Genomic DNA, 25,435 nt, shown 5'->3' on the forward strand with positions numbered 1-25,435 from the left:
CCGAGCAGCTCGGCCTGGATCCGGCGCACTCGGCCGGCCGCGTTCGTGCTGTGCGCGCTCATGCGCTTGCACACCGCGCTGCGCCGGCGCGATGTGTTCGCCGGGGGCTCGGAGCGGTGGAGCGATCCGCGAGCCCGGCTGCTGGACGGCCAGGCGTGGGAGCAGGCGCGGCCACGTGGTGTACGGGCCAGGTCTCGCGCCCGCGCTGGACACACCTGCGGCCCCTGTCTTGGTCTCAGTTGTCAGCTACGTGGTCAGCTTCACGGGAAGGGCCTTCGGCCGGCACCGCGGAGAGTGTCGGCAGAGGCGAGGCGATCCGAGTGGCGACGGCTGCCAGGATCGCGCCTGCCACGGCTGCGACGGCGGCGGCGACGAAGGCGGAGGCGCCGGTGTCATGGGGACCGGTGAGCCGGCCGGCTACGGCGGTGCCCAGGCCGTAGCCGGCCCACATGAAGGTGTTGAGCCAGGCGAAGACCTCGGTGCGGTACTGGGCGGGGGGGTGGTCGGCGAGCAGGGCCGGCACGACCGCGTCGCGCGGCCCGGTCACCAGCCCGATCAGAGTGATCAGTACGGCGAGCGTCACGAAGCCGGGCGCCCACGCGCCGCCGAGCAGGATGGCAGCCTCGGCGAGCGAGAGCAGGACGAGCAGGCGCCGGCCGGTGATGGGCCAGGTCCGTGCTCCGTAGCCGAGGGTGCCGAGGAGGGCGCCGGCCGACAGCAGGCCCATCAGCACACCGGCGGCGGCGGCGGCTGAGCCGAAGGTGGTGGCCGAGGCGACCGTGGCGATGCGCAGGCAGCCGAAGGCGAAAGTGCCGAAGGCGGTGATGGTCAGCAGCAGGACGGTAGGCCGGTGGGTGAGCGGCCCGGCCAGGCGGAGCCTGCCCGGTGGGGTGGGCGCTGCTTGCCGTACCGCGGGGGAGGCCAGGAGGAGTGCGGTGCCGAGCAGGACGGCGGCGCCGGCGGCGGTCACCACGCCCTGGGCCGGAACGGCCAGGGTCAGGACCGGCACAAGCAGGGGGCCGGCGATGAACGTCACCTCGTTGACGGCGTTGTCCACCGCATAGGCGGCGGGCAGGGAGACGGCGGGGACGAGGTGTGGCCAAGTGCCTCTGATGACCGATCCGGCGGGTGGGGTGGTGGCGCCGAGCAGTACCGCGGCGCCGATCATCAACGCAGGCGAAGCCAGGAGAAGGAGGCCGTAGGCGAGGGCATGGGCGGCCAGGTAGCCGGTCAGGGCCGGACGGGGGCCGTACCGGTCGGCGATGCGCCCGCCGAGTGGCGCACACAGGGCCAGGGCCAGCGCGTGGCCGGTGAGTACGAGCCCGGCGTCGGCGTAGGAGCCGAGCCGGTCGACGGCGGCCAGCAGCAGGGCGAGGCTGAGCACGGGCGTGCCCAGCTTGACGACGAACCCGGTGACGAGCAGGTGAGGGACGCCAGGCTGGGCGAGCAGGCGTCGATAGAGCGCGAACATGACTGGCGGCTCCGTTACCATCTAACTGGATTACGCCTATGACACACAGAGGGGATGTTACTAGTCAAGTGCAAATAGCCTGTAACGTAACCCGGCAGGCTCCGCTGATCGCCGAGCTGGTCAACCTGGCCACGGCGCGCTGGCGGGGCGGCGCCGCGGTGCAGCCGCTGGCAGACGAGGACCTGGCCACGACGTTCGCCGCCCAGCTCGGCGATCACGCGAGTGCGGCCCTGCGCGCGATCCCGGACTCAGGACGGCGCCTAGCCGAGCTGGGCACCGAACTGCGGCAGGCGCTGCTGGCCGAGCATCCAGCGGACCAGGCGGCACGTATCAACGCCATGATCCGCAGGTACGGCGCGCAACCGTACCTGGCCGAGGATGTCGGCCAGCCGTTCCATCTGCACTTCCACGGTTCGGGCGGCACCCCGGTGGAGGCCCTGGGCGGCGAGTTCGCCACGGCGCTCGCCCTCATCGTGGACGGCTACGGCCCAGATCGCTTCGGACAGTGCGCGGCGCACCAGTGCGAGGCGGTCTACATCGACCTGACCCGCAACGCCTCGCGCCGCTACTGCAGCGCGGCATGTACGGCTCGCGCCAAGACCGCCGCCTACCGCAGTCGCCGCCAGCCCTGATCAAGTCTGGTCGTGCTCGCGCATGAGACGGCACGCCCACGCCGGATGCCGGTCGGCGGGCGCGAATTCGGCCAGGTACGGCTTGATGTCCAGGGGGTTGAGGGGGCATGGCCCCGCGGTGGGCGGAGACGCCCATGCGCGGACCTGCTGGTGGGGTTACGGCTGCTCACTACCCCAGCTCTCAAGACCGTCAACCGGTCCCCGGCCAGGAAGGGCTTCGCCTCCTGTCAGCCCGGCATGGTGTGCGGGAGGATGCCGTGTGCGGCCAGCTGCTCGGGGATGCCGGCCAGGGCCGGTAGCTGGTCGATGTGGTGGACGCCGGTGGGCAGCGTGCCGGCGAGGACTGTGCGGGTGACGTGTGCGGCGACGAGGGCGGTGGCGCGGCTCTGGCCGTTGCCGGTGAGGGCGAGCGCGGCGTGCCGGTCGCTGTTGACCGCGTCGACGCGGACGGCGAAGCCGTTGCCTCCGATGTGCACCCGCGACAGCGCGGCGGTGATGAGACGGCGCAGTGCGGGGCGCCGGTTGACGCGGAAGACGGCGAGCCGGCGCAGGCCCGCCAGCAGTCTGGTGGAGAACGCGGAGTCGAGGCACATCCGGGTGGTGACCCTGGGGACGCCGAGGGTCCGCCGCAGGCTGTGCTGGTCGGAGAAGTCCAAGGGGTAGGCGATGCGGCGGCCGTGGCCGGGCATGGCGTATCGCCGCGGGCGGGCGCCGGCGGGTTGGGCGAGCCGGGACACGGTCCAGGCCACCGCGTCCGCGCCGTGTTGTTCGCCGGCACCGAGCAGCACGGTGATGTCGATGCGCTGTGCGCCGCCGACGCGTTCGTGTACGCGCCGGGCGAGCAGGTTCGTCAGTCCTGGCGCGAGGCCGACGCTGAGGACCCCGGTCGCCCCGCTGACGGTGGCCCGGTCGGCGAGGTCTTCCACCTGGCGCAGCAGGTGGTCGGAGGCGCCGACATCGACCAGGTGGATGCCGCGGGACAGGCAGGTCTCGGCCACAGTGGCGTCGGCCGGCTCGACGCAGAGGACGACCGCTGCGATGGGGTCGAGGTCGAGAAGCCGCTCCAGGCCGCCGATGTCGGCCAGGTCGAGCCGGGCCCTTCGCACGGTGTCGGGAAGGCGGGCGCCGTCGGGATTGCGTCCGGCGGCGATGACCTGGCCGGGAAACCACCCGTCCAAGGTTGTCGAAACCTGGGCGCCGACCGCGCCATAGCCACCGATCACGAGAATCCCAGACATCAGACCAACCTCCTATATTTCGCTAGAGCATGACACTAGTCATTCGGGTCGCGCAAGCAGGGTGTCGATCAGAGTCCGGGCCGCCCAGTCGGCCCAGACGGGGTCGCTCCAGCCCCGGTGACGGGTGAGCAGGTGGTAGGTCTCCGGTGCCAGGACGGCGAGGGCCGTGTCCGCGGCGCGAAGTGCGTTGAGGTCGGCGCGCAGCGCGTTCTTGGCGGCCAGGGCGCCGGTGAACACGGCCAGGACCGTGTGCCGTTGCGTGATGTTGGTGCGCCACAGCTCGGCGATCTCCGGGTCCGTGGCGGCTGCCGAGCGGACGACCTCCAGCAGCGGCGCCACCCGGGCATGGATGTCGGCGGTGGCTTCGGCGAGCCGGCGCAGCAGCTCCGGCGGGGGTGCGGCGAGCGCTTCGGCGACCCACGGCCGGTCGAGCGTGGCGACCGGGGCGTCGTCGCCGGCCACCTCGACGTCGAGCAGCTCCTTGAGGATCGCGCGTTTGGTCTCGAAGGTGAAGTACAGCGTCTGCACGGCCACGCCGCCTTGGGTCGCGATGGCCTGCATGCTCGTGGCGGTGTAGCCGCGTTCGGCGAACAGCTCGCGGGCGGCAGCGAGCATGCGTGCGCGGGTCTGGGCCGTCTTGGTCGCGCGCACTCCGGGCTTGGGTCGTGTCACCGGCGATCTCCTCAGCTTGACTAGAGCACCACTCTAGTGCAATCTTCGCTGGAGTACCGCTCTAGCGAAAGAGGTGATGTATGGGCAACCGCACCATGACGGGTCACACGGCCGCGCTGGTGTTGATCACTGCGGTGGAGCTGGTGGTCTTCCTGGACACCACGGTCGTGAACATCGCGCTGCCGAGCATCAGCGCCGGCCTGCGACTGGACGAGGCGGGACTGGCGTGGGTCACGAACGCGTACTTGCTGGCCTTCGGCGGGTGCATGCTGGTCGGCGGACGCGCGGCCGATCTGCTCGGCGCGCGGCGGGTCTTCGCATTCGGGCTGGCCCTGTTCACCGCCGCATCGGCGCTGGCCGGATTAGCGGGCAGCCCGTGGATGCTGGTGGCCGCACGCGCGGCGCAGGGCATCGGCGCCGCCGTGACGGTCCCGGCCCAGTTGGCCCTGCTGACGCGGACGTTCACCGAGCCGGCCGCCCATCGCCGGGCGTTCGCGGTCTGGGGAGCGATGGGCGCGGCCGGCGCCGCCATCGGCACGGCGACCGGCGGCCTGCCCGCCTCGTTCGTGGGCGTCACCGCGCCCGCTGTCACCGCCGTGGACCAGGCCGATGCCGGGGTGACCGCCGGCATCGTCAACACCGCCCAACGCATCGGATCCGGCCTCGGAGTAACCGCCATCCTGGTCCTGGCCTCCATGGTTACCGGTACGGCCGGCTACCTGGCCGGACTGCGAACCGGCTTCGCCGCCGCGGCGGCCCTCGCGTTCCTCGGCTGTCTTCTCACCCTTGCCCTGCTGCGCCCGAACCCCTTGGCGACACCGGTCGCCGGTCCGGCGGAAAGGTCACACCGTTGAACACCCGCAGCTCCGCGGTCACCATGACGACCGCCATCGCTGGAGCCGTCCTGTTCCTGCTCGGCACGATCCTGCACCCGGCCCGCGACGGCCATGGCATGGCTGTCGTCGTTGACCGATACGGCATCACCCACGCCATCCAGGCCATCGGCCTGGCCCTGCAAGCAGTCGCCCTGGCGAGGCTGACCCCCGCTCGCCGCCTGTCGGCGCACCACGCCGCGCTGGCCGGCGTCCTCGCCTGGCTCGCGCTGATCGTCTACGACGGCTCCCACAACCCGGTCACCGCCCGATTCGCGCCCGAACTGGTCCACACGTCAGCCGATCTCAGCCCTGGTGGGGCGTTGTTCGTGCTGCCCGGGCTGCTGCTCTTCCCCACCGGGTACGCCATCCTCGCCACGTCGCTCGCCCGCGGTGGAGCCCGCTGGTGCGCGCTGTTGCTCGGTATCGGCGCGCTCACCTACTGGCTCGGCGGCCTTCTCATCTTCGCGGCCGGCCCGCGTTCGCCGTTCGTCCAGGTCCTCGAAGTGATCGGCGCCGGCCTGTACGCGGCCGGCTTCGCTCTGCTCGCCCGAACCAGGCTCAGCGCACCAGCCTCAGGGCGAGCGTCGTGACCCCGGCCGTCGTCATCATCGGAGCCGGTCCGGCCGGGTTGGCGGCCGCGGCCGCACTGCGGCGGCGCCGGATCGACCCGGTCATCCTCGAGCAGGGCGACGCGGTGGGCACCTCCTGGCGGCACCGCCACCAAGATCTGCGCCTGAACACCATCCGCTGGCTCTCCGACCTGCCCGGCCTGCCCATCCCCAAACGTGCCGGCCGGTGGGTCGCTCGGGACGACTACATCGACTACCTCGAACGCTTCACCCGGCACACGCGACTCCACGTACGTTGCGGGGTTCAAGCCCGCCGGATCGACCCCGTGGCCGGCGGCTGGCAGATCACGACGAACGACGGCCACTACCGCAGCCGGCACGTCGTCGTCGCCACCGGCCACGACCGCGTCCCCACAATGCCTGACTGGCCCGGGCGCGCAGGCTTCCAACGGCCGATCCGGCACGTCGCCACCTTGCGCCGCGCCGCCGACCTCGCCGGCTCCCGTGTCCTGCTCGTCGGCGCCGGCAACTCCGGCGTCGAGATCGCCGGCCACCTCGTCGACGCGGGTGTCCAACAGCTATGGATGTCGGTGCGCACCTCACCGACCATCCTGCCCCGGCACCTGTACGGCGTCCCTCTGCACCCGCTCACCCTCGCGCTGCGTCTCTTGCCAGAGCCGATCCGCGACCGCCTCACCCGCGCCGTGGCGCACCACGCGTTCGGCGACCTACGCGCCCACGGACTCCCCACCCCGAGGCAAGGCCCGTTCGAGCGCATGCGCACCGCCGGGGTCACCATCGCGATCGACCAAGGCTTCGTCGGGCATCTCACCGCCGGCCGGGTGCACATCGTCACCGTCGTCGACCACCTCGACGGCCACGATGTCGTGTTACGAGACGGCACCCGGCTACAACCGGACATGGTGCTGACCGCCACCGGCTACGACCCCGGCCTCGCCGATCTGGTCGGACACCTCGACGTTCTCGACCACGACGGCCGTCCCCACCGTGACGCGGGCAAGCACCGGCCCACCACGGGACTCTCGTTCATCGGATACCAACCGGCGATCGAAGGCAGTCTCCGCCGGCTTCCCATCGAAGCGCGGCGGATCGCCCGCGCGATCGGCAACGGCCCCAAGACACCGATCCGAACCTGACCGAGTCACCGAGACAACTCACGTCATCCCTCAACCACCCAGGAGTTCAGCATGTCCGTCCGCCACGTCGTGCCTGTGCCCAGAAGATCAGCCACCGGTCGAGTCGCCGAGGTCTACGCCCAATCGACGGCCGACTTCGGGCAGGTCGCGTTCATGATGTTGTCTCCGGCGCCCGAACTGCACGCCGCAGCCTGGGCCGTGCTGCGCGAGTCGGAACTCGCAGGACTCGCACCCCGCACCGACAAGGAAGTCGTGGCCGTGGCCGTGTCACAGGCCAACCGGTGCCGGTTCTGCATCGACGCGCACACCATCCTGATCCACGCCCTCGGCGAACACCAACTCGCCGAGGACCTGCTCAACGACCGAGTCCCGACCGACCCTCACCACGCCGCGCTGGCGACCTGGGCGAAAGCCACCCGAACCCTCGACCCGGCACATCTGGCGGCACCCCCGTTCCAGCCCGAACTCGCCGCCGAATACATCGGCACGGCCCTGTCGACCCACTTCATCAACCGCATGTTCTCCACACTCACCGACGAGCAACTGCTCCCCGGCAATCTGCAACGAGCACGGTCGGTACGCCGGGTCGGGGCCATGGCCTACACCCACACCGTCCACCAGGAACTCGCCCGAGGTGACAGCCTGCCGCTACTGGCCGGCATCCCAACGGCGTCACGGCCGGCCTGGGCCGGCGACACCCCGATCGGGGCCGCGTACGCCGCCCTGCGCAGCGCGGCCGCCGACGGCGCCGCGCTCCTGAGCGAGCAAAGCCAGAACCTTCTCCGAGCCACGGTCGCCGAACCCACCGCCACCGGCCCGCTTTCGCATGGCACGTGGCTGACACAACGCTTGACCAGGCTTCCCGAAGCCGACCGACCCGCCGCCAAACTCGCGCTGCTGGCCGCTCTCAGACCACACGACATCACCGAAGCGGACGTCACCGCATGGCGCACCACGACCTCCGCCAACGACACCCATCTGGTACGCCTGCTCGGCTTCGGTGCCATCACCGCAGTGGAGCGGATCGAGGAAGCCATCACCAGCCGAATATCAACTCGATGAGGACGAACGCACTCGCGGAGCGATATCCACCATGACGACACCGTAGAGGACGCCCGTGTCCGTCGCGCTTTCCCCGGCCGGCCCAACTCCGCCCCCGATTCGGCCACCGGCGCGACGACCGGCATGACGACGATGGTCACAGTCGACCAAGAAGTCCCAGGTCGCTACCGCTAATTTCTGCACTCAGCATCCTCGAAGGCCAAGACATGCTGGTCGAGGCCGAGCGACAGGCCAAGCGCCGCAGGGTGACCAACACGCGGTGGGTGGCTGCCCGCGCCGAGGACCTGCCCGCCGATCTGGGTGACTTCCGGGTGGTGGTGTTCGCCAACCACTGGACGGATCGGGACCGTGTGGCCGCGACCGTGCTGGAGATGCTGGAGCCGGAAGGCACCTTCGTCCACATGAGCGACCTCAAGCTCCGCCCCGCACCTGTTCGGCGACAAGCTGGAGGACTTCGAGCGGGACCCGCGCGCGGTCCTGCAGCAAACATCACCCGATAACCGCTTCGCAGAGCGTCTTCCGGCAACCGAGATCATGACCTGGCGCAAGCCGCATGGTGAGCGGTGACGGCGATCGCCGCGGCATGCCACACGTCTCAGCCGCCGATGTCGTCGTCGTGGACATCGCCTGGATCACCCAGCGGTCGCAACCCTCCCGGCAGCTCGGGCAGGGCGAAGGAGTAGCGGCCCAGCATGTTCACGTGCGCGTGGATGAAGGGGGATAGGCGGGCGACGTCTTCATCGCGCACATCGAAGCCCTGTGCCCGAAGCTGAGTCACGGCGGCGTCCATGTAGCGGGTGTTGAACAGCACCACGACGTTGAGGACCAGGCCGAGCGCACCGAGCTGGTCCTCCATGCCTTCGTGGTAGCGCTGGTACAGGTGGCCCCGTTTGCCATGGAAGATCCGCCGGGCCAGGGCATGGCGGCCTTCTTGCAGGTTGGACTGGGCCTTGATCTCACGCCGGTAGTCAGGTTCATCGGCCATTCGCAGGATGTGCGGGGTCTTGGGGATGCGTCCGTAGTGGGCGATCACGTCACCCAGCGGGGTGGGCCGGCCATCGCGTGACAGCATCCGAATGACGTCGTGGGCGCGCACCGCGCCGGTGTGGATAGAGGCGATGACGCGACAGATGTCGTCCCAGTGGCGCTCCACCTTGTCCAAGGCGATGCGCCCGCGCGCGATCTGCTGTAAGGGCCCGTACTCGGCCCGGGGATCGATGCGCCACAGCTTCTGATCGGGTAGGTCAGCCAGCTGCGGGGCATAGGAGAACCCCGCCAGAGTGAGCAGCCCGTAGACGATGTCGCTGTAACTGGCGGTATCGGTGACGATCATCTCGGGGCGCTTGCCGCCATCGCGGTCATACAGCACGTCCAGCACGTACAGCGAATCGCGCGGGGTGCTGGCCACGACCATGCCGCCCAGGCCCGAAGCCTGATCGTTCAGCATGTTCAGCCAGGTCGCGCCGCGGCCCCGGCCGAAGTACTTGGGGTTGGGCCGGGCATGGATCGTGGCCGTGGGGACGACGAAGCGCATCCCATCGACCGAAGCCACCAGCCCGCCACCCCACACCTGGGCCAGGCCGATTCCGGCCTGGGCGTCGATGAGGGTGGCGTTGGCGGCCTTGTAGGTGGCCAACCGCAGGTAGGTCTGATCGACATGGGACAACCGGTCGCGTCTCAGCGCCTTGGCGCCGCCGATGACGGGGGTCATCCCGACGTTGCAGCCGTGCGCCACCAGCAGCGCGGCGATCGAGATGGGAAGGTCGGCCAGCCGGGCCGCTTCCCGGTGATGGAGGTGAACGCGGCATCGGCGCCGGTCCAGGAGAACACCTCCAGCAGCACCTCGGGCAGGTCCACCCGGGGCATCATCGCCTCCACTGCCTCCCGCAACGCCACCAGACTGTCGGGTTCGGGGACCGGTTCCAACGCCGCCAGGTGGAGCCGCCCGTCGTCGCCCATGCCCGCGCTAGTGTTGGCCGGCAATCGCCCGGCGACCTCTCGGTAGGCCGCATCAAGCGTCTCGGCCTGCCGGGTCAGGTAGGTGCCCGGCTGCTCGGGCAGGCGCAGGCTGGCCAATACCGTGGGCCGCAGCGCCTCCCACGCCGGGCCCTGCAGGAGTTTGGCGCCCGGGTCACCCCACTTGGAGGAGTTGATCGCGAAGATCTCCCGGCGGCGCAGCAGTCGATGGAACTGCTCCAGCACACAGAACGCGTACGCCTTCCAATCCACCTGCCCTTCTTGCAAGTGCGGCGCCCGCAGCACCAGGCGCCGCCACGACCCAATCAGCAGCGACGCGTTGATCTCCTCCGGGGTGACGCGCTTGCGTCCCATCAAAGAGGGCAGCGTCCTCAGCGCGGCCAGCACCGGCCGGCCCTCGGCCGTAGCCCCGAACTGGATCACCTCACACAACTGGGGCAGGAAGGGCCGCACCATGGCGAAACGGCCCACCAGCATCGCCCGCCACGCCTCATCGGCATCCGAATCGGCCGGCGGGGTCAGCTCGATGATCGCCTCCAGCGCCGCAGTCAGCTGCTGGCGCGACACGACCGCCTCGATCGCCGCCCACACCTCATCAATCGACGCCAGCCCCGGTGCCAGGATCTCCCCGGTAGCGACATCGACCTGGTCGTCAGTCGCCTCGATCAGCACCCGCACTGCCTCCTGGCCACCGGCCCGTCCGGCGCGCCCGCGCTCGGCGCCGCCGTGGCGGCGTTCCTGGAGACCATCGCCGTCGCCAACACCGCCAAGGCCTACGCGATCGCGCTGCGCGGCCTGACCGGCGAGCTAGGCGAGCAGACCCCGCTGGCCGACCTCGAGGGCGAGGCCGGCGCCGACCGGGTCGCGGCCTGGTTCACCAGCCGGTGGGGCGGCGCGGCGGCCGCGATGTTCCGGCTGCTGTATGAGAGCGCCGCCCGCGCCCAAGAGGCCCTGGCCCTCGACGTCGCCGACCTGGATCTGCGCAACCGCCGCGCCCGGGTCCGGCGCAAGGGCGGCACCGTCGACGTCATCGTCTGGCGCACCGCCACCGCCTGCCTGCTACCGCGCCTGCTGGACGGCCGCCGTACCGGGCCGCTGTTCCTCACCGGCCGCCGCGCCCGCGTCGAGCTGCCGCCCTGCGACCTCGACCCCGCCACCGGCCAGGCCCGGCTGTCCTACCGGCGCGCCGCCGAACTCTTCGAAACCGCTACCACCGGCCTGCCCGGCGGGCCGTACACGCTCCACCAGCTCCGCCACTCCGCGCTCACCCACGCCGCAGAAGACGGCGCCAACACCTCCACCCTGCTGGCCTACTCCGGCCACACCTCCGCCGCCTCCCTCGCCCGCTACGCCCGCGTCTCACCCGAAGCACCCGCCCGCCGACAAGAAGGCCGCGACCTGGCCGGGCGTCGACCGGGGGCCAGGTAGGCGTTGAATCGGCCGCATTCATGTCAGCTGTCGATCGCGACGCGGAGGATGCGGTCGTCTCCTAGGCCGGGGGTGCCGCGACCGTCGGTGTTACTCGTCAGCACCCACAGCGACCCGTCGGGAGCGATGGCGGCGTCGCGGAGGCGCTCGTGCTGGCCAGCCAGGTGCTGGGCGGAGGTGGAGAGCCGGTCGAGCGGGATCTGCCGCAGGAGGCTGCCACGCAGGTTGGCCAGATAGATGCTCCCGTTCCCGATGGCCATACCGCTGGGACTCGCCTCGGCCGGTGTGCGGGCAGATGTGCCCGGGGCCAGGAGTGCGGTTGGCGAGGAGTCTTCATCGGCCGTCCCTGGTGGCAGCGGCCTTGCGATACCACTCCTGGGCCGCCGCAGCGTCCTGTCGTTTGTGCGTCGAGCTTCCGCGATTATCCGTCGAGCAGTAGCGCGGCGACCGCTTCTGGGGCTTCATTCATTGCGTCGTGGCCGGTTGGGAGGTCGTGGACCTGCCACTCGGGATCGGCTTGGAGTCGGGTGCGGAGTTCGGTGAACGGCGTCCGGTCCTCCCATCCCGAGCAGCAGACGAACTCCCGGCGGGGGACCTGGGCGTGCGCACCGGTGAGCCGGATCGTCTGCAGGAACGAGGCGAGGGGATGGGGACGGCGGCGGGGATCGCCGCCGTCCGGTGGTTGGACGGCGTAGCCGGTGCTCGCGGCGCCGGCCGCGATCACTTCCCGGAAGTACTCGTTCGCCAACGACCACCACGACTCGCCATTACGCGGGACGAAGGCGTCGAGATGCACCAGCCGTGAGATCCGCCCGTCGGCGCGATCGGCGGCGGCGGCGATCACCATCCCGGCATAGCTGTGGCCCACTAGCGTCGCGCTGGTGATGTGGGCACGATCGAGGAGCCGCAGTACGTCGTCGGCGTGTGTGTCGAGGTTGGCGGTCGCGACCGTCGCGTTGTCGTCGTCTGGCCGCAGACCGGTCAGGGTCAGGGCGTGAACGGTGTGACCGGCACGCTCCAGCAGCGGAATCACCGCCTCATACGCCCAGGAGCCCTTCCAACCGCCGGGTACGAGGACGAACGTCGTCATGTGTTTCTCCTTCTCTCAAGGCCTCTCAAGGCGGAGCATCGGTTGTAGGGCTTTGCTATCTCAGAGTGTCCAACACCTGGTCGGTGGTGAGGACCGAGGTCGCGTAGAGCGGCCCGTTGATCTCGTGTGCGGTGCGCATGGCCTCGTTGTTCCAGGTGGCGGTGGCGTCCTTACTGCTGGTCCAGGTTGGCGATGACGTCCCCTGGCCGGGGCCCGAAAACGGGGTGCCATTAGCGGCGGCTCGGCCAGCGCGCCGAGCTTGACCGCCGGGACCGGATCCACCGCCACCTGGCCGGTGCCGAGCGCGGCGATCTCACTGACCCGCTTCAGCTCCTCGGTCAGTACCCGGCCCGAGGCCTTGACCGGCGCGGTGCGCAGCAGCTCCAGCTCCGAACGTCTCTTACCGTCTGGCACCGCCAGCAGCCGCTCCAGCGACTGCTGCATGTCCTGCGACAGCCGGCCCGACAACAGCGCGTGCACCCGCGCCCGGTCGAACAACGCCCGCGGCTCTTCGACCGAGGCCCACACCCGAGCCGCCACGAACATCCGCACCTCGGCCTCACACCCGCCGAAGTCGCGGTAGCCCAGCAGTTCGCGGATCTCCCAGGCGTGCTCGTAGGCCGTCTTGGGGCGCTGGCCATAGTCGGCCAGGCAAAGCGGATCGAGGTCAAGCTGCTCGGCGACGAAGGCGACCGCGCCAGGCGGGACGGCGAGCGGGTCCTCGGTCAAGAACACCCCAAGCATCCGCACCGTCCCCCACTGCACCACCCATCCCAGTTTCGTCGCCGGACGCCGCTTGCTCGCCAGCGCGTCTAGGGCCGCATGATCCAGGCGGAAGATCGGTGGCGACAGCTCGCCGCGACACCGAGGAGTTCTATGCAGACATACCTTCCTGACCTGCAGCGACATTGCGGTTGGCAGCTGGTGACACGGTGGTTAACGACACCCCGACCTGCACCGCCTGGCGACATCATGACCCGCGTACGCGACCAGCCGCCGCGCTCCACCGCCCCAGCTCCACCAGCCGGAACGAAGGACTGAAATCCTCAAGGAGGCCTGGGCGTAATCCGTTCGTCCACGTCAGAACTGCCCGAACGCGCCGGACGAGTTCGCGAGGAGTGCCTCGCGGAGCTGGGAGGGCGATGGCGAACTCGTCGCCTGGGGACGCGAATCCGACCCCGTTCGGTGTGCTCGCTTACTTTGCCGGCATCTTCACCGCGTAGAAGGAGCACGGTGCTGCCCCGGTCACCTACTACGGCGGCAAGGCCAAGCTGAGCTTGTTCTTAAGAAATCTGGAGTGATCTCGCAAATGCCAAGGTTAAAGGTCAAGTTGGCGGAGCGGTGCGGCGGAGCCGTACCGCCACAAAGGCGAGCAGCCCGAGGGCGGCCAGCGCGAAGACCGCGTTGCCCATGAGGTCCACATTCGCGGGCGCTGGAAAACTCGGCGGCTGAGGGAAGCCGTGCCACGCGTAGGTGACCAGACCGGCAGCGCCCAGGCCGTGATCATCGTCCAAGTGATCTGAGCGGCCGACAACGGGTAGACGGCCGGACCTGCCAGGGCGATGGGCACCGCGCCGCCTAGCAGGAACAGGACGGCTGACACGGTGAGGCCGACCTTGCCGAGCCAGGGAGTGTCCGGCCGGCGTGAGCCCGCCTCCACGATCGAGATCGGCACCGCGATGCTCCACACCCCATGGATGGCCAGAACGAACACGGTCCAGTAGGCGCCGATGCCCAGTGCCGGAATGAACCCGTAGTCGAGCAACCGCAACCCGACATAGTCGGGATCGAACAGCGACTGGGTGAGCAGGCCCTCCTCGATCACGGCATAGGCGAGCCCGAGCAGGATGATCCCCGGCCACCCCAGCCGCCACCGGCGGGCGACCTCACGGATTAGCAGCGCGCCACCGCCATAGAGCGGAATCAGCCCGATGATCATCGGTAGGGCGTCGATGGCGATGTTGCCAAGCAGATACTCGCCGACCAGCGGCGCGAGAACCAGCAGGCCAAGCGCTGGAAGAATGCGCTTGAACACCTCCACCCTCACCGGTCGTAGAGCTCTGCGCACAGGGCTGTGCGCGAAAGGGCGGGATCGAAGGGACAGACGGGTGCGCGGTCAAGGGACGGAGTGACCGGCTCATCGCGATAGTACGTGTTCATCACAATTGAAAGCTACGTTGCTTTCAGAAGTTCTGTCAATCAATCGATGCACATAAATGCAGGCAAAAGCCAATAAACTGATACGTTGACGCTGAAGCTGAATGCAATGAAACATTGCATTGTGTGGCGCTGAACGCAATAGTGGTGTCATGTCAGAAGGAAGGTTGACCCGGCAGGACCGCCAGCGCATCGCGACCGGCCTCGCCGAAGGCCGCTCCTACGCCGAGATCGCCAGGCGGCTGGACCGGCCGACCTCGACGATCAGCCGCGAGGTCGGCCGCAACGGCGGCCCCAGCGACTACCGCCCCGAGCGGGCACACCAGGCGACAGCGCGGCGGGCGCGGCGCGGCGCCCCGGCACGTTCACCCGAGGTCGAACCCCAGGACCGCAAGGTCTTCGAGGCGGAAGAGGGGGCCGTCGAGATGGCGGTCGGGATGGGCCTGCCAAAAATGGTGGCGCGCGTGCTCATCGGCCTGTGGCTGAGCGAGGACGGCAGGCTCACCGCGGCCGAGCTGTCGCGCGCGCTAAAAGTCAGTCCCGCCTCGATCTCCATGGCGGTGGGCTACCTGACCCAGCAGGGGCTGATCAGGCGCGAGCGTGATCCGCGGCGGCGGCGCGACATCTACGTGGTCGACGACGACGCCTGGTACCACTCGACGGTGATCAGCTCGCGGCAGACGCTCGCGGCGGCGGAGATCACGAAGGCGGCGGGGCAGACGCTCGGGCTCGACACGCCCGTAGGACGCCGCCTGGCCAGGGGTGGTGCGTTCCTAGAGCGGATCAGCCTGGACGTTCTGGCGTCGGCCGAACGCTGGCGCGACCTCCCGCCGTGATCAGACCGCTGGGATTGTGCCCCGAGTCCAGGAGCCAGATTCTGTATCAGAAGAGGGTGAACGTTGCCTGATGCGGCACTAGTCACAAGAACGCGGCTGAACCAGCCCAAGATCATAAGCAAGCACAACAGCCTGAACCCGATCACGCACACCCAGCTTGCGCAACACCGCCGACACATGCGTCTTCACCGTCGCCTCCGTCACCACCAGCTGAGCAGCGATCTCCGCATTGGAAGCCGCCCGCGCCACCAACCCGAACACCTCCGCCTCCCGCTCAGTCAACTCCGCCAACGCAGCAGACCGAACAGGCCTCTCAGGAAGAGACCGAGCGAAACGATCAAGCAAACGACGAGTAACCCTCGGCGCCAACAACGCCTCACCACGAGCAACAACCCGAATCGCATCGACCAAATCAGCCGGACGCACATCCTTGAGCAAGAAACCACTCGCCCCAGCACGCAACGCCGCATACAACGGCTCATCCACATCGAACGTCGTCAAAATAATCACCCGAGGCGCATCCTCACCCCCCACCAAACACCGCGTCGCAGCGATACCGTCCACACCCGGCATCCGCACATCCATCAGCACCACATCAGGACGGAAACGCCGCGCCAACCGCACCGCCTCCTCACCATCACCCGCCTCCGCGACAACCTCAAGATCCTCACGCGCCTCGATGATCATCCGGAAACCCGCACGAACCAACTCCTGATCATCAGCCACCAACACCCTGACCGTCACGACAACTCCTTCAGCGGCAACAACACCCGCACCACGAACCCACCCCCAGGACCAGGCCCCGCCTCCAGCGAACCCCCCAACAGCGCCGCACGCTCCCGCATACCAGCGATCCCCCGCCCACCGCCCCGGCCCACCAACCGGCCACCCCCACCCCAGCCGTCATCACGAACCTCCACCAGCAACCGCCCACCCCCCGCAGAAACCAACACCTCAGCCCTCCCAGCACCGGCATGACGCAGAACGTTCGTCAACGACTCCTGCACGATCCGATAAACCGACAACTCAACCGACGAAACAGCCCGCAAACCATCCAGCCCCTCACACCTGACCACCACATCCAAACCGGCGGCACCCATGACCCCCGCCAGCCGATCAAGATCCCCCAACCCCGGCTGCGGCTCACCCCCACCACCCTCAACCCCGGCCTGCCCCCCATCGACATCCACCGAACGCAGGAAATGCCGCAACTCCCCCAACGCCCGCCGCCCGCACGCCTCCAGCTCCCGCACCGCCTGCCTGGCCTTCACCGGACTGGAATCGAAGACATCATCAGCCGCGGCGGCCTGCACCACCATCACCGAAACGGTATGAGCGAGCACATCATGCAACTCCCTCGCGATGCGAGCACGCTCCTCAAGCACCGCCCGCCTCGCCTCGGCCTGCCGCCCAGCGTCACGAGCCCGCCCAAGCGCCCCCCAACTCCAGGCCAACAATGCCCCGCACGCCCACAACAGAGCCGGAACCCGCTGCCCACCCAGCAACGGCACCGCCGCGGTCAACACCAGCGCCCCCGCCAGCCCCCACAGCGAGACCCTCGCCGGACGCAACCACGCGAACGTGCAGACCGTAACCAACGCGACTCCAGGCCCCACAGCCGGATACAGCAGGTGAATACCGGCCCCCGCCACCAATGCGGCCGCGACAGCCGGCCCAGGCCGCTCCGCCATCCACCACATGGCCGCGGCCTGCACTGACACCAGCAGCATCGCCGGCCCCCGGCCCCACACCCCCACGGAGCCCTGCGGCGGCAACAGAAACACGACGGAGCCCAGCACCATCAGCGTGCCCGCCACCAACAGCATCCGCCTGCGCGGAGACAAACGCGCCTCGAAGTTATCCCGCACGGTCTTCGACGCTATCGCAGGCCGGCCACCTCGCAGCCTCTTCTGTCGTTGGCTTTTTGCTTTGTTCATGATCGTTTTCGAACCAGAGCCGACGCCTTTACAATGTAGATTAATACAAGGCGATAGGGTCTGCCGGATGAGCGTGCCAGCCGTACCAGAACCGCCCAGGACCGCCGTCGAGCCCGCACGCGACCCCTACCGGGTCTACCTCGATTCCCTGTCCAGCCCCGAGTCCCGCCGTGCCATGCGCGGCTGCCTGGACCGTCTGGCCGCCCTCGTCTCCGGCGACGAGGTCTCCTCCGGCGCGGGCCAGCCCTGGCACCTGCTGCGTTACGAGCACACCGTACGCATCCGCGCGCTGATGACCGAGCGCGGCTGGTCCCCCGCCTACGTCAACAAGCACCTGGTCGCACTGCGCAGGGTCCTGCGCGAGGCGTGGCGCCTGGGCCAGATGACCGCGGAGGAGTACCAGCGCGCCGCCGACCTGCCGACCGTCGAGCACACCCGGCTGCCCACCGGTCAACACGTCCCGCCCGAGGTCGTGGGCGCCGCGCTGGCCGCGTGCGACGGCGACGGCTCCCCCGCGGGGGTGCGTGACGCCGCCCTGCTCGCGGTGCTCTACTCGACCGGCTGCAGGCGCGCCGAGATCGCCGGCATGACCCTGGGCGACTACGACCCGGCCTCACGCTCCCTGCGGGTACGTGGCAAACGCGACAAGGAACGACTGGCCTACCTCACGGCGGAGGCCGTCGGCCGGATGGAACGCTGGCTGGCCGTACGAGGCCGCCCCGCGGGGGCACTGTTCTGCCCGATCAGCCGGTACGGCTCGCTCAGGGGCACCGAGACAGGGCCCGCAGCCATGACCGGCCAGGCCATCGCCGACGTCCTGGCCAAACGGCTGGCGCAGGCGGGAGCCGCACCCCGCACCCCGCACGACTTCCGGCGCACCTTCATCGGAGAGCTACTCGACGCGGGCGTTGACCTGGCCACGGCCCAGGCGCTCGTCGGCCACTCCTCCCCCGCGACCACGGCCCGCTACGACCGCCGCCCGGAACGGCGCCGCCGCGAGGCCGTCGACAGGATCCCCCTGCCTCCCGCCAAACCACTGTGACCCCGTCAGGGCGACGGCGTGACTCCCCGCCGCCGTCGCCAGGCGTCACGGCCGACGCGGTACAGGACGTGCGCGCGCAACGGATGCCCCTCAGGAACCAGGGGGTGCTCGAAGTCATCGGCCGGATCCCTCGTCATGCCCAGGCGTTCCATCACCGCGCGGGAACGCCGGTTGCCCACAGCCGTCAAGGAGACGATCTCCTGCCGGCCTGCCACGTCAAACCCGTGGTCGAGCGCCGCCGCGGCCGCCTCGCTCGCGTATCCGTGCCCCCAGGCCTGGCGGGCCAGGCGCCAGCCGATCTCGAGCGCCGGGGTGAAACGCGCCTCGAAGGTCTGCCAGGCCAGCCCGGCGAAGCCGATGAACTCCCCCGTGGCACGCAGCTCAAGCGCCCACAGCCCGTAACCGTGCTCGCCGAACGCCGACTCGATCCGGTCGACCATGGCGTCGGACCGCCCCCGGTCGAGCACGGCGGGGAAGTGCTCCATCACCTCGGGGTCGGCGTTCAGCGCCGCGAACGGCCCCCGATCGTCCTGCCGCCACCTGCGCAGGATCAGGCGCTCGGTCTCCACGAGGCTCTCTCCTGTCCGTCGGCGTGATCACGGGCCTCGCCCCGAGCATAGGGCGTCGGGACTCCGGAACGGAGACGATCACGCAGGAGCCTGACCGCGGCGAGCGGCCCGGCGCCGGACCCCACTGACACGCCGGGAGCCGGATGCGGAATAACCACCGGCCCGCGTCCGTTAGAGTGATCGTGCCGATGTGGTTTGTGTCCCCCGGGCCGCAAATTACCGCCTTCACGGAATACCGTTCGGCTGGAGCCGTGTTGTGCCTCTCGCCGAGGAGGCGACCGCCACATCGGCACCTAAACACTCCGCCCCGCGGGAGCTCAGGCCCCGCGGGGCGTTTCGTTTTTTGAGGTTTCGCCCTGAAAGAAGCCCCTGGCTTTGGAGAAGGGCTACAAACATGAAGGCACCGCTTGTGCGGGTGCGCACACCTGCAGGCCACCGGGCCACCACCTAGTGTGGTGAACCCATCTCACGAGGAGAGCCCGTGCTCTATCGCCTGACCAAGATCGTCAGCGCCCCTTTCCTGCATCTGCTGTGGCCGACCAGGGTCACCGGAGCCGAACACGTGCCGGGCTCGGGACCGGCCATCCTGGCCTCCAACCATCTGTCCGTCCTGGACTCCACCTTCCTGCCGCTGGTGCTCCCCCGCCAGGTGCGCTTCGTCGCCAAGGCGGAGTACTTCACCGGCAACCCCGTCACCGCGGCCTGGATGCGGGCCACGGGACAGGTCCCCATCGACCGGCAGAGCCCGACCGCCGCGCAGGACATGCTGGACGCCGCCGCGCAGGTGCTCAAGGACGGCGAGCTGTTCGGCATCTACCCCGAGGGCACCCGCTCCCCCGACGGGCGCCTCTACCGGGGCAAGATCGGAGTCGCCTGGCTGGCCCTGGCGACCGGGGCCCCGGTCGTCCCGGTGGCGATGAGCGGCACGGACGCGGTGCTGCCGATCGGCTCCTCCGTGCCCAGGCTCGGCAAGGTCGGGATCCGGATCGGCAAGCCCCTGACGTTCACCGGCTCGCACACCGACGCCCGCGACCGCCGCCGGGTGACCGACGAGATCATGGACGCGATCCAGGCCCTGTCCGGGCAGGAGCGCGCACCAGGCTATGCCCCCAGCCGCAGTAAGGACAACTGACTATTCGGTGTCACATTTCAGGCTGATCACGCTAGGCTGCGATCCTTGAGGCACGGAGAACTGGGGGTAATCAGGTGCCGCGTGGCAAGACGATCGCGATCACATCGACAGCCGTCGTGCTGGTCGCCGGGGCGGCGGGCGCGGGGGCCTGGTGGTTCCTGCACACCAGGGGCACTCCCCAGGAGACCGCCCAGCGGTTCGCCGCCGCCTGGCAGGCGGGCGACCTGACCGCCATGCGCGCCGAGCTGGGCACGGGGCAGGGCGCGGCCGACCCGGCGTTCGCCAAGACCTACGAGGACATGCGCAAGAACCTTGCGGTCGAGGCGACCTCGGTGCGCCTCGACTCGGTGCGCGAGACCGGCGACGGAACCGGCCAGGCCAAATACACCACCACCCTGAAGCTGCGCGACATCGGCGAATGGCATTACTCCGGCACCTTGGACCTGGCGGTCGTCGAACACTACTGGCGGGTCAAATGGTCGCCCTCCGCGGTGCATCCCGCCCTGACCGCCGGTGGCGCGTTCGCGCTGAAGACCCAGTGGCCGCGGCGGGCGCAGATCACCGCGGCCGGCGACGAGCCCATCGACGGCGGCGACGTCGGCGGCTCGGTCCAGCAGCTCGCCGGCTACCTCGACAAGGCCACGGCCAAGGATGTGAAATCCCTCGGCGCCCCCTACAAGGTAGGCGACGCGATCGGCAGGGGCGGGCTGCAGGAGACCTTCCAGCAGCGCCTCGCGGGCACGCCCGCCACCGAGATCCAGCTCGTGGGTCCCGACAAAACCGTCAAGTCTCTCGGCAAGATCGAGGGCAAGGACGGCGAGGGCGTGAAGACCAGCCTCGACCTGCGGATCCAGCGCGCCGCCGCCGACGCGGTCCGTGACCTGAAGCAGACCGCCTCCCTGGTGGCCATCAAACCCTCCTCCGGCGAGATCCTCGCCGTGGTCAACAACCAGGGCGGCTTCAACCGCGCTCTGGACGGCAACTACCCTCCCGGCTCGACCTTCAAAGCGATCACCGCCGTCGGGCTGCTGGCCGGTGGGATGACCCCCGGAGAACAGGTCACCTGCCCCAAGGACGTCACCATCGGCGGCCTGCCCATCCGCAACTCCCACCACGCGGGCTACGGGTCGGTCTCCTTCTCCGACGCCTTCGCCTACTCCTGCAACACCACCTTCGCCCCGCTGGCCCAGGACCGCCTCGGCGCCGACAAGCTGAGCCACGCCGCGGAGCTGTTCGGCTTCAACAAGCCGCTCGACATCGGCGTCCCGGCGACCAAGGGAAGCTTCCCCAAGGCACAGAGCGATGCCGAGCTCGCCGCCGAATCCTTCGGGCAGGGCCGGATCACCGCCAGCCCGCTGATGATGGCCTCGGTCGCCGCCGCGCTGGCCGACGGCACCTGGCGCCCCCCGACACTGGTGCCCGCCATCGAGCAGAAGTCCGAACCGCAGGAGCTCCCCTCCGGCGTCACCCCCAAGATCCACCAGATGATGTCCGCGGTGGTCACCAAGGGCACCGCCAAGGACGCGGGCCTGCCGTCCGGCACGCGCGGCAAGACCGGCACCGCCGAGTTCGGCGCACAGGACAACCTCAAAACCCACGCCTGGTTCATGGGTTTCCGAGGGGACCTCGCCTTCGCGGTGATCGTCGAAGAGGGCACGGGAGGCGGCGCGGTCGCCGCCCCGGTGGCCGCGACCTTCCTGCGCGCCCTGGGCTGACCTTCCGCGGCGAAACGGGCGGCGCCCGCTCCTCAGAGCGGAAGCGCGGCGGCCGCCTCGTGACGTAACACCAGGACGAGCAGCATGGCGATCAGGGTCGCGATCAGCATCCAGCTGATCATGATGATGATCGTCGCCCTGCGCGGGCTCCCGACCAGGCTCCTGTCTCCCCGCACCCGGCGTTTGCGCCGGCCCCGCTCCTTGCGCTGGACACGCTCGTTGAACGACTCCAGTCTCGCTGCCAGCCGCGGGTCCTCATCGGTGAGGTGACGCTCGATCTGCAGCAGCATTCGCTCCTCGTCTTGCGACCAGGCCATGCCGTACCTCCCCGGGACGCAAGGCGTGTGCCGATTTCCTGCCCAATCATAAAGATCGTTATCCATTTCCATGGTGGCGATTTACCGCTTCTTTCCCAGCAGGCCATCTGGGCGGCCACACGACCCCGGAAAGGGGCCTCTACCTGCGGCGTCCCTCCGCTGCCCGGTTCGGGGCGATCTTCCCGAACCGGGCAGCGGAGGGAGGGCGGGACCGGCGGGCCCGCACCCGCCACAGGCGTGAAATCATGATCGGAAGACCGGGACGAGCCAACGGTCAATCGATCACGGAGTGAGCACGATGTCCGCCTACCTGCGATTCCCGACGATCTTCGGCGACACGGTCGTCTTCGCCGCCGAGGACGATCTGTGGATGGTGCCCGCCACCGGCGGACGGGCCTTCCGGCTGACCGCCGGGGTGGCGGAGGCGGCCTACCCCCGCTTTTCTCCGCACGGCGACCGGCTGGCCTTCGTCGGGCGGGAGGAGGGCCCGGAGGAGGTCTACGTGATGCCCGCCGACGGCGGGGCGACCCGGCGGGTCACCTATCACGGAGCCCGCTCGACCGTCACCGGCTGGGACCCCGAGGGCGCCATCCTGTACGCCAGCGACGAGTCACAGCCCTTCGACGGCCACAGATGGCTGCACCGGGTCACGCCGGACGGCGTCCCCGAGCGCCTGCCGTACGGCCCGGCCAACTCCATCTCCTACGGCCCGCAGATCGTGCTGGGCCGCAACACCGCGGACCCGGCCCGCTGGAAGCGATACCGGGGCGGCACCGCGGGCGATCTGTGGATCGGCACCGAACGATTCAGGCGGCTCATCACGCTGCCCGGCAATCTGGCCTCTCCCTGCTGGGTCGACGACCGCGTCTACTTCATCTCCGACCACGAGGGCGTCGGCAATGTCTACTCCTGCACCGCCGACGGCGGCGACCTGCGCAGGCACTCCGACCACGGCGACTACTACGCCCGCAACCTGTCGGGAGACGGCGACAGGCTGGTCTACCACGCAGGAGCCGAGCTCTACCTGGTCGAGAACGGCGAGTCGCACCACGTCGAGGTGCGCCTGCACAGCTCCCGCACCCAGCGCAACCGCCGTTTCGCCCCGGCGGAGGACTTCCTCGACAGCGCGACCCTCAGCCCCGACGGCACGGGCCTGGCCGTCACCACCCGCGGCAAGGCCTTCTCTTTCGCCGCCTGGGAGGGGCCCGCACGCCAGCACGGCGCCCTGTACGGCGTCCGCTACCGGCTGCTCACCTGGCTGAACGACGGTGACCGGCTCATCGCGGCGGCCAGCGACGACGGTGACCGGGAGGTGCTGGTGCTGCTCACCGCTGACGGCAGCGCCGAACCGGTACGGCTCGACCACCTCGACACCGGGCGGGTCACCGCCTTGGAGGTCTCCCCCAAGGGCGACCGGGTCGCCGTCGCCAACCACCGCAACGAACTGATCATGATCGACCTGCCCGGGGACGAGGCGGCCCTCGCCAGGGGAACCGTGATCGACAGCAGCAGGTTCGGCGGCATCGAGGACCCCGCCTGGTCGCCAGACGGCCGCTGGCTCGCCTACGCCTGCCACGACACCGCACAGACCATGGCCGTCAAACTGTGCCGCGCCGAGACCGGCGAGACGTTCTTCGCCACCCGCCCCGTGCTGTGGGACTCCAGCCCCTGCTTCGACCCCGGTGGCGACTACCTCTATTTCATCGGCCAGCGCGTCTTCAACCCGGTCTACGACGAGCTCCAGTTCGCCCTGGGCTTCCCCCTCGGCTCACGCCCCTACGCCATCGGGCTGCGCGCGGACGTCGGCTCGCCGTTCGTCCCCGAGCCCCGCTCCCTCGAGGACGAGGACGAGGACAAGAGCTCCGAGAAGGGCGGCGACGAGGACGAGGAGCAGCTCGAGATCGTCATCGACCTCGACGGCATCGAGAACCGCGTCGTCACCTTCCCCGTCCCCGAGGGACGCTACGACCGCATAGCCGGCATCAAAGGCAAAGCCATCTACCTGGCCTTCCCCGTCGAAGGCAGCCTCGGTGACGACTACGCCGACTCCTCCGACGGCACGCTGCACGTCTACGACTTCGCCACGCAGAAACAGGAGACACTGGTCGGCGATGTCTCGGAGTTCCAGCTCGGCCGGGACGGCCTCACCCTGCTCTACCAGTCCGGCAAACGCCTGCGCATGATCAAGGCCGGAGAGACGCCGGAGGAGGACGAGACGCCGAGCCGTGCCAGTGGATGGATCGACCTGTCACGGGTCAAGGTCTCCATCCGTCCCGAGGCAGAATGGCGGCAGATGTTCCGCGAGGCCTGGCGGCTGCAGCGCGAGAACTTCTGGGCACAGGACATGGCGGGCATCGACTGGGACGGCGTCTACGAGCGCTATCTGCCGCTGGTCGACCGGATCACCACCCGGGGAGAGTTCTCCGACCTGCTGTGGGAGGTGCTCGGCGAGCTGGGCACCTCCCACGCCTACGAGAGCGGAGGCGCCTACCGCTCCCGCCCCCACTACCGGCAGGGCAAGCTCGGCGTCGACTGGTCCTACGAGGACGGCCGTTACCGGATCGCCGCGATCGTTGGCGGTGACCGCTGGGACCCCGAGGCGACCTCACCGCTCAACCGCCTCGGGGTGGACGTACGGCCAGGCGACACGGTAATCGCCGTCAACGGCCAGCCCGTCGGCCCGTCGGCGAGCCCGGACGAACGATTGGTCAACCAGGCCGACCAGGAGGTCCAGCTCACCGTCATGCGCGACGGTGACAAACGGACCGTCACCGTCAGGGCCATCGGCGACGAGCAGCCGGGCCGCTACCGCGACTGGGTCGAGGCCAACCGGGCCCGCTGCCACGAACGCAGCGGAGGCAGGATCGGCTACCTGCACATCCCCGATATGAACCCCGAAGGTTATGCGGAGTTCCACCGTGGCTTCCTCACCGAGTACGACCGCGAGGGCCTGGTCGTCGACGTGCGTTTCAACGGCGGCGGCCACGTGTCCGCACTCCTGCTGGAGAAGCTCGCCCGCCGCCGCCTCGGCTACAACTTCCCCCGCTGGAGCGTGCCCGAGCCCTACCCCGACGAGTCCCCGCGCGGCCCGATGGTCGCCATCACCAACGAGTGGGCGGGCTCCGACGGCGACATCTTCAGCCACACCTTCAAGCTGCTCGGGCTCGGCCCGCTGATCGGCAAGCGCACCTGGGGCGGAGTGATCGGCATCTGGCCCAGGCACCAGCTGGCCGACGGCACGGTCACCACTCAGCCCGAGTTCTCCTTCGCCTTCGACGACGTGGGCTGGCGGATCGAGAACTACGGCACCGACCCCGACATCGAGGTGGACATCACCCCGCAGGACTATGCGCGGGGCGTGGACACCCAGCTCGACAAGGCCATCGAGGTCGCCATGGAACGCCTCGTCATGTACCCCCCGCACACGCCCGACCCCGCCGACCGTCCCCGGTTCACGGTCCCCCGCCTGCCCCCACGCTGACAGGGATGTTGGCGGTAGCGGAACTGATGTAGTAGCGGAACGGAAAGTCACGGCAGGGAGGTAGATCCCGTGGCTCGG

General features: G+C 69.5%; 25 protein-coding genes. 12 read left to right on the forward strand and 13 right to left on the reverse strand.

Annotated features, from left to right (window positions below):
* Nucleotides 1-235: 235 nt before the first annotated feature.
* Nucleotides 236-1,471, reverse strand: coding sequence for an MFS transporter (locus AB0395_RS21325; protein ID WP_366282941.1), 1,236 nt, complete (start codon nt 1,469-1,471; stop codon nt 236-238).
* Between the two features lie 68 nt (nt 1,472-1,539).
* On the opposite strand from AB0395_RS21325, the gene AB0395_RS21330 reads away from it, so the two are divergent.
* The gene (locus AB0395_RS21330; RefSeq protein WP_366282943.1) at nt 1,540-2,103 is read left to right on the forward strand and encodes a CGNR zinc finger domain-containing protein; all 564 of its coding nucleotides are present in this window, start codon (nt 1,540-1,542) and stop codon (nt 2,101-2,103) included.
* A 227-nt stretch (nt 2,104-2,330) separates the two neighbouring features.
* On the opposite strand, the gene AB0395_RS21335 is transcribed toward AB0395_RS21330, so the two are convergent.
* Nucleotides 2,331-3,341 (reverse strand): saccharopine dehydrogenase, encoded by a 1,011-nt coding sequence (locus tag AB0395_RS21335; RefSeq protein WP_366282945.1) that lies wholly within the window; start codon nt 3,339-3,341, stop codon nt 2,331-2,333.
* Between the two features lie 39 nt (nt 3,342-3,380).
* Complete coding sequence (locus tag AB0395_RS21340; protein WP_366282947.1) at nt 3,381-4,013, reverse strand: helix-turn-helix domain-containing protein; 633 nt, start codon at nt 4,011-4,013, stop codon at nt 3,381-3,383.
* Nucleotides 4,014-4,093: 80 nt separating this feature from the next.
* On the opposite strand from AB0395_RS21340, the gene AB0395_RS21345 reads away from it, so the two are divergent.
* From AB0395_RS21345 to AB0395_RS21365, 5 genes are all read left to right on the forward strand, one after another.
* Nucleotides 4,094-4,867 (forward strand): MFS transporter, encoded by a 774-nt coding sequence (locus AB0395_RS21345; protein WP_366282948.1) that lies wholly within the window; start codon nt 4,094-4,096, stop codon nt 4,865-4,867.
* Complete coding sequence (locus AB0395_RS21350) at nt 4,864-5,478, forward strand: hypothetical protein (protein WP_366282950.1); 615 nt, start codon at nt 4,864-4,866, stop codon at nt 5,476-5,478. The genes AB0395_RS21345 and AB0395_RS21350 overlap by 4 nt, the downstream gene beginning before the upstream one ends.
* A complete protein-coding gene (locus tag AB0395_RS21355; RefSeq protein ID WP_366282952.1) occupies nt 5,475-6,614 on the forward strand; it encodes an NAD(P)/FAD-dependent oxidoreductase in 1,140 nt (379 codons plus the stop codon). Before AB0395_RS21350 ends, AB0395_RS21355 begins: the two co-directional genes overlap by 4 nt.
* A gap of 51 nt (nt 6,615-6,665) precedes the next feature.
* Nucleotides 6,666-7,676, forward strand: a complete 1,011-nt coding sequence (locus tag AB0395_RS21360) for a carboxymuconolactone decarboxylase family protein (protein ID WP_366282954.1) — start codon at nt 6,666-6,668, stop codon at nt 7,674-7,676.
* A gap of 206 nt (nt 7,677-7,882) precedes the next feature.
* On the forward strand, nt 7,883-8,176 hold the full coding sequence (locus AB0395_RS21365; protein ID WP_366282956.1) for a class I SAM-dependent methyltransferase: 294 nt from the start codon (nt 7,883-7,885) through the stop codon (nt 8,174-8,176).
* 95 nt (nt 8,177-8,271) lie between these two features.
* Here AB0395_RS21365 and AB0395_RS21370 read toward each other — a convergent pair whose 3' ends face one another.
* Nucleotides 8,272-9,411, reverse strand: a complete 1,140-nt coding sequence (locus tag AB0395_RS21370) for a transposase (protein WP_366282958.1) — start codon at nt 9,409-9,411, stop codon at nt 8,272-8,274.
* Complete coding sequence (locus AB0395_RS21375; RefSeq protein ID WP_366282960.1) at nt 9,384-10,325, reverse strand: hypothetical protein; 942 nt, start codon at nt 10,323-10,325, stop codon at nt 9,384-9,386. The genes AB0395_RS21370 and AB0395_RS21375 overlap by 28 nt, the downstream gene beginning before the upstream one ends.
* 54 nt (nt 10,326-10,379) lie before the next feature.
* Here AB0395_RS21375 and AB0395_RS21380 point away from each other — a divergent pair, with 54 nt between their 5' ends.
* Complete coding sequence (locus AB0395_RS21380; RefSeq protein ID WP_366282962.1) at nt 10,380-11,081, forward strand: site-specific integrase; 702 nt, start codon at nt 10,380-10,382, stop codon at nt 11,079-11,081.
* A gap of 23 nt (nt 11,082-11,104) precedes the next feature.
* Here AB0395_RS21380 and AB0395_RS21385 read toward each other — a convergent pair whose 3' ends face one another.
* The 4 genes from AB0395_RS21385 to AB0395_RS21400 all read right to left on the reverse strand — a co-directional run bounded on the left by AB0395_RS21385 (nt 11,105) and on the right by AB0395_RS21400 (nt 14,212).
* Entirely contained in the window at nt 11,105-11,341 is a 237-nt protein-coding gene (locus AB0395_RS21385) for a PQQ-dependent sugar dehydrogenase (protein WP_366282964.1), read from the reverse strand.
* Nucleotides 11,342-11,502: 161 nt separating this feature from the next.
* Nucleotides 11,503-12,171 (reverse strand): alpha/beta fold hydrolase, encoded by a 669-nt coding sequence (locus AB0395_RS21390; RefSeq protein ID WP_366282966.1) that lies wholly within the window; start codon nt 12,169-12,171, stop codon nt 11,503-11,505.
* Nucleotides 12,172-12,231: 60 nt separating this feature from the next.
* Nucleotides 12,232-13,080, reverse strand: coding sequence for a DUF4158 domain-containing protein (locus tag AB0395_RS21395; RefSeq protein ID WP_366282968.1), 849 nt, complete (start codon nt 13,078-13,080; stop codon nt 12,232-12,234).
* A gap of 409 nt (nt 13,081-13,489) precedes the next feature.
* A complete protein-coding gene (locus AB0395_RS21400; RefSeq protein WP_366282970.1) occupies nt 13,490-14,212 on the reverse strand; it encodes a hypothetical protein in 723 nt (240 codons plus the stop codon).
* Nucleotides 14,213-14,480: 268 nt separating this feature from the next.
* Between AB0395_RS21400 and AB0395_RS21405 the strand changes: the two genes are divergently transcribed.
* Nucleotides 14,481-15,164: a helix-turn-helix domain-containing protein gene (locus tag AB0395_RS21405; RefSeq protein WP_366282971.1), complete on the forward strand. Its 684-nt coding sequence runs from the start codon at nt 14,481-14,483 to the stop codon at nt 15,162-15,164.
* 78 nt (nt 15,165-15,242) lie between these two features.
* On the opposite strand, the gene AB0395_RS21410 is transcribed toward AB0395_RS21405, so the two are convergent.
* Both AB0395_RS21410 and AB0395_RS21415 read right to left on the reverse strand, forming a co-directional pair.
* Nucleotides 15,243-15,908 (reverse strand): response regulator transcription factor, encoded by a 666-nt coding sequence (locus AB0395_RS21410; protein ID WP_366282973.1) that lies wholly within the window; start codon nt 15,906-15,908, stop codon nt 15,243-15,245.
* On the reverse strand, nt 15,905-17,032 hold the full coding sequence (locus AB0395_RS21415; RefSeq protein WP_366282975.1) for a histidine kinase: 1,128 nt from the start codon (nt 17,030-17,032) through the stop codon (nt 15,905-15,907). Before AB0395_RS21415 ends, AB0395_RS21410 begins: the two co-directional genes overlap by 4 nt.
* Nucleotides 17,033-17,168: 136 nt before the next feature.
* Between AB0395_RS21415 and AB0395_RS21420 the strand changes: the two genes are divergently transcribed.
* Complete coding sequence (locus AB0395_RS21420) at nt 17,169-18,143, forward strand: tyrosine-type recombinase/integrase (RefSeq protein WP_366282976.1); 975 nt, start codon at nt 17,169-17,171, stop codon at nt 18,141-18,143.
* Between the two features lie 5 nt (nt 18,144-18,148).
* Here the strand turns inward: AB0395_RS21420 and AB0395_RS21425 are convergent, their stop codons facing one another.
* Nucleotides 18,149-18,712 carry a GNAT family N-acetyltransferase gene (locus AB0395_RS21425; protein WP_366282978.1) on the reverse strand — a complete coding sequence of 188 codons (564 nt, stop codon included), beginning with the start codon at nt 18,710-18,712 and terminating at the stop codon, nt 18,149-18,151.
* Nucleotides 18,713-19,193: 481 nt separating this feature from the next.
* Between AB0395_RS21425 and AB0395_RS21430 the strand changes: the two genes are divergently transcribed.
* Both AB0395_RS21430 and AB0395_RS21435 read left to right on the forward strand, forming a co-directional pair.
* Nucleotides 19,194-19,844, forward strand: coding sequence for a lysophospholipid acyltransferase family protein (locus AB0395_RS21430; protein ID WP_366282980.1), 651 nt, complete (start codon nt 19,194-19,196; stop codon nt 19,842-19,844).
* A gap of 74 nt (nt 19,845-19,918) precedes the next feature.
* Entirely contained in the window at nt 19,919-21,559 is a 1,641-nt protein-coding gene (locus tag AB0395_RS21435; RefSeq protein ID WP_366282982.1) for a penicillin-binding transpeptidase domain-containing protein, read from the forward strand.
* Between the two features lie 32 nt (nt 21,560-21,591).
* Here AB0395_RS21435 and AB0395_RS21440 read toward each other — a convergent pair whose 3' ends face one another.
* The gene (locus AB0395_RS21440; protein WP_366282984.1) at nt 21,592-21,876 is read right to left on the reverse strand and encodes a DUF3040 domain-containing protein; all 285 of its coding nucleotides are present in this window, start codon (nt 21,874-21,876) and stop codon (nt 21,592-21,594) included.
* A 298-nt stretch (nt 21,877-22,174) separates the two neighbouring features.
* Here AB0395_RS21440 and AB0395_RS21445 point away from each other — a divergent pair, with 298 nt between their 5' ends.
* Nucleotides 22,175-25,357: a PDZ domain-containing protein gene (locus AB0395_RS21445; protein WP_366282986.1), complete on the forward strand. Its 3,183-nt coding sequence runs from the start codon at nt 22,175-22,177 to the stop codon at nt 25,355-25,357.
* Nucleotides 25,358-25,435: the final 78 nt, after the last annotated feature.

Origin of the sequence: Streptosporangium sp. NPDC051023 (assembly GCF_040689595.1) — a bacterium.
In the GTDB taxonomy this organism is placed as follows: domain Bacteria; phylum Actinomycetota; class Actinomycetes; order Streptosporangiales; family Streptosporangiaceae; genus Streptosporangium.

Excerpts from the sequence above, each read along its gene's own strand:
- AB0395_RS21325 (WP_366282941.1), bottom strand. The coding sequence starts at position 1,471 with ATGTTCGCGCTCTATCGACGCCTGCTCGCCCAGCCTGGCGTCCCTCAC.
- AB0395_RS21335 (WP_366282945.1), bottom strand. The coding sequence starts at position 3,341 with ATGTCTGGGATTCTCGTGATCGGTGGCTATGGCGCGGTCGGCGCCCAG.
- AB0395_RS21345 (WP_366282948.1), top strand. The coding sequence starts at position 4,094 with ATGGGCAACCGCACCATGACGGGTCACACGGCCGCGCTGGTGTTGATC.
- AB0395_RS21360 (WP_366282954.1), top strand. The coding sequence starts at position 6,666 with ATGTCCGTCCGCCACGTCGTGCCTGTGCCCAGAAGATCAGCCACCGGT.
- AB0395_RS21365 (WP_366282956.1), top strand. The coding sequence starts at position 7,883 with ATGCTGGTCGAGGCCGAGCGACAGGCCAAGCGCCGCAGGGTGACCAAC.
- AB0395_RS21385 (WP_366282964.1), bottom strand. The coding sequence starts at position 11,341 with ATGGCCATCGGGAACGGGAGCATCTATCTGGCCAACCTGCGTGGCAGC.
- AB0395_RS21390 (WP_366282966.1), bottom strand. The coding sequence starts at position 12,171 with ATGACGACGTTCGTCCTCGTACCCGGCGGTTGGAAGGGCTCCTGGGCG.
- AB0395_RS21395 (WP_366282968.1), bottom strand. The coding sequence starts at position 13,080 with ATGTCGCTGCAGGTCAGGAAGGTATGTCTGCATAGAACTCCTCGGTGT.
- AB0395_RS21405 (WP_366282971.1), top strand. The coding sequence starts at position 14,481 with ATGTCAGAAGGAAGGTTGACCCGGCAGGACCGCCAGCGCATCGCGACC.
- AB0395_RS21420 (WP_366282976.1), top strand. The coding sequence starts at position 17,169 with ATGAGCGTGCCAGCCGTACCAGAACCGCCCAGGACCGCCGTCGAGCCC.
- AB0395_RS21440 (WP_366282984.1), bottom strand. The coding sequence starts at position 21,876 with ATGGCCTGGTCGCAAGACGAGGAGCGAATGCTGCTGCAGATCGAGCGT.
- AB0395_RS21445 (WP_366282986.1), top strand. The coding sequence starts at position 22,175 with ATGTCCGCCTACCTGCGATTCCCGACGATCTTCGGCGACACGGTCGTC.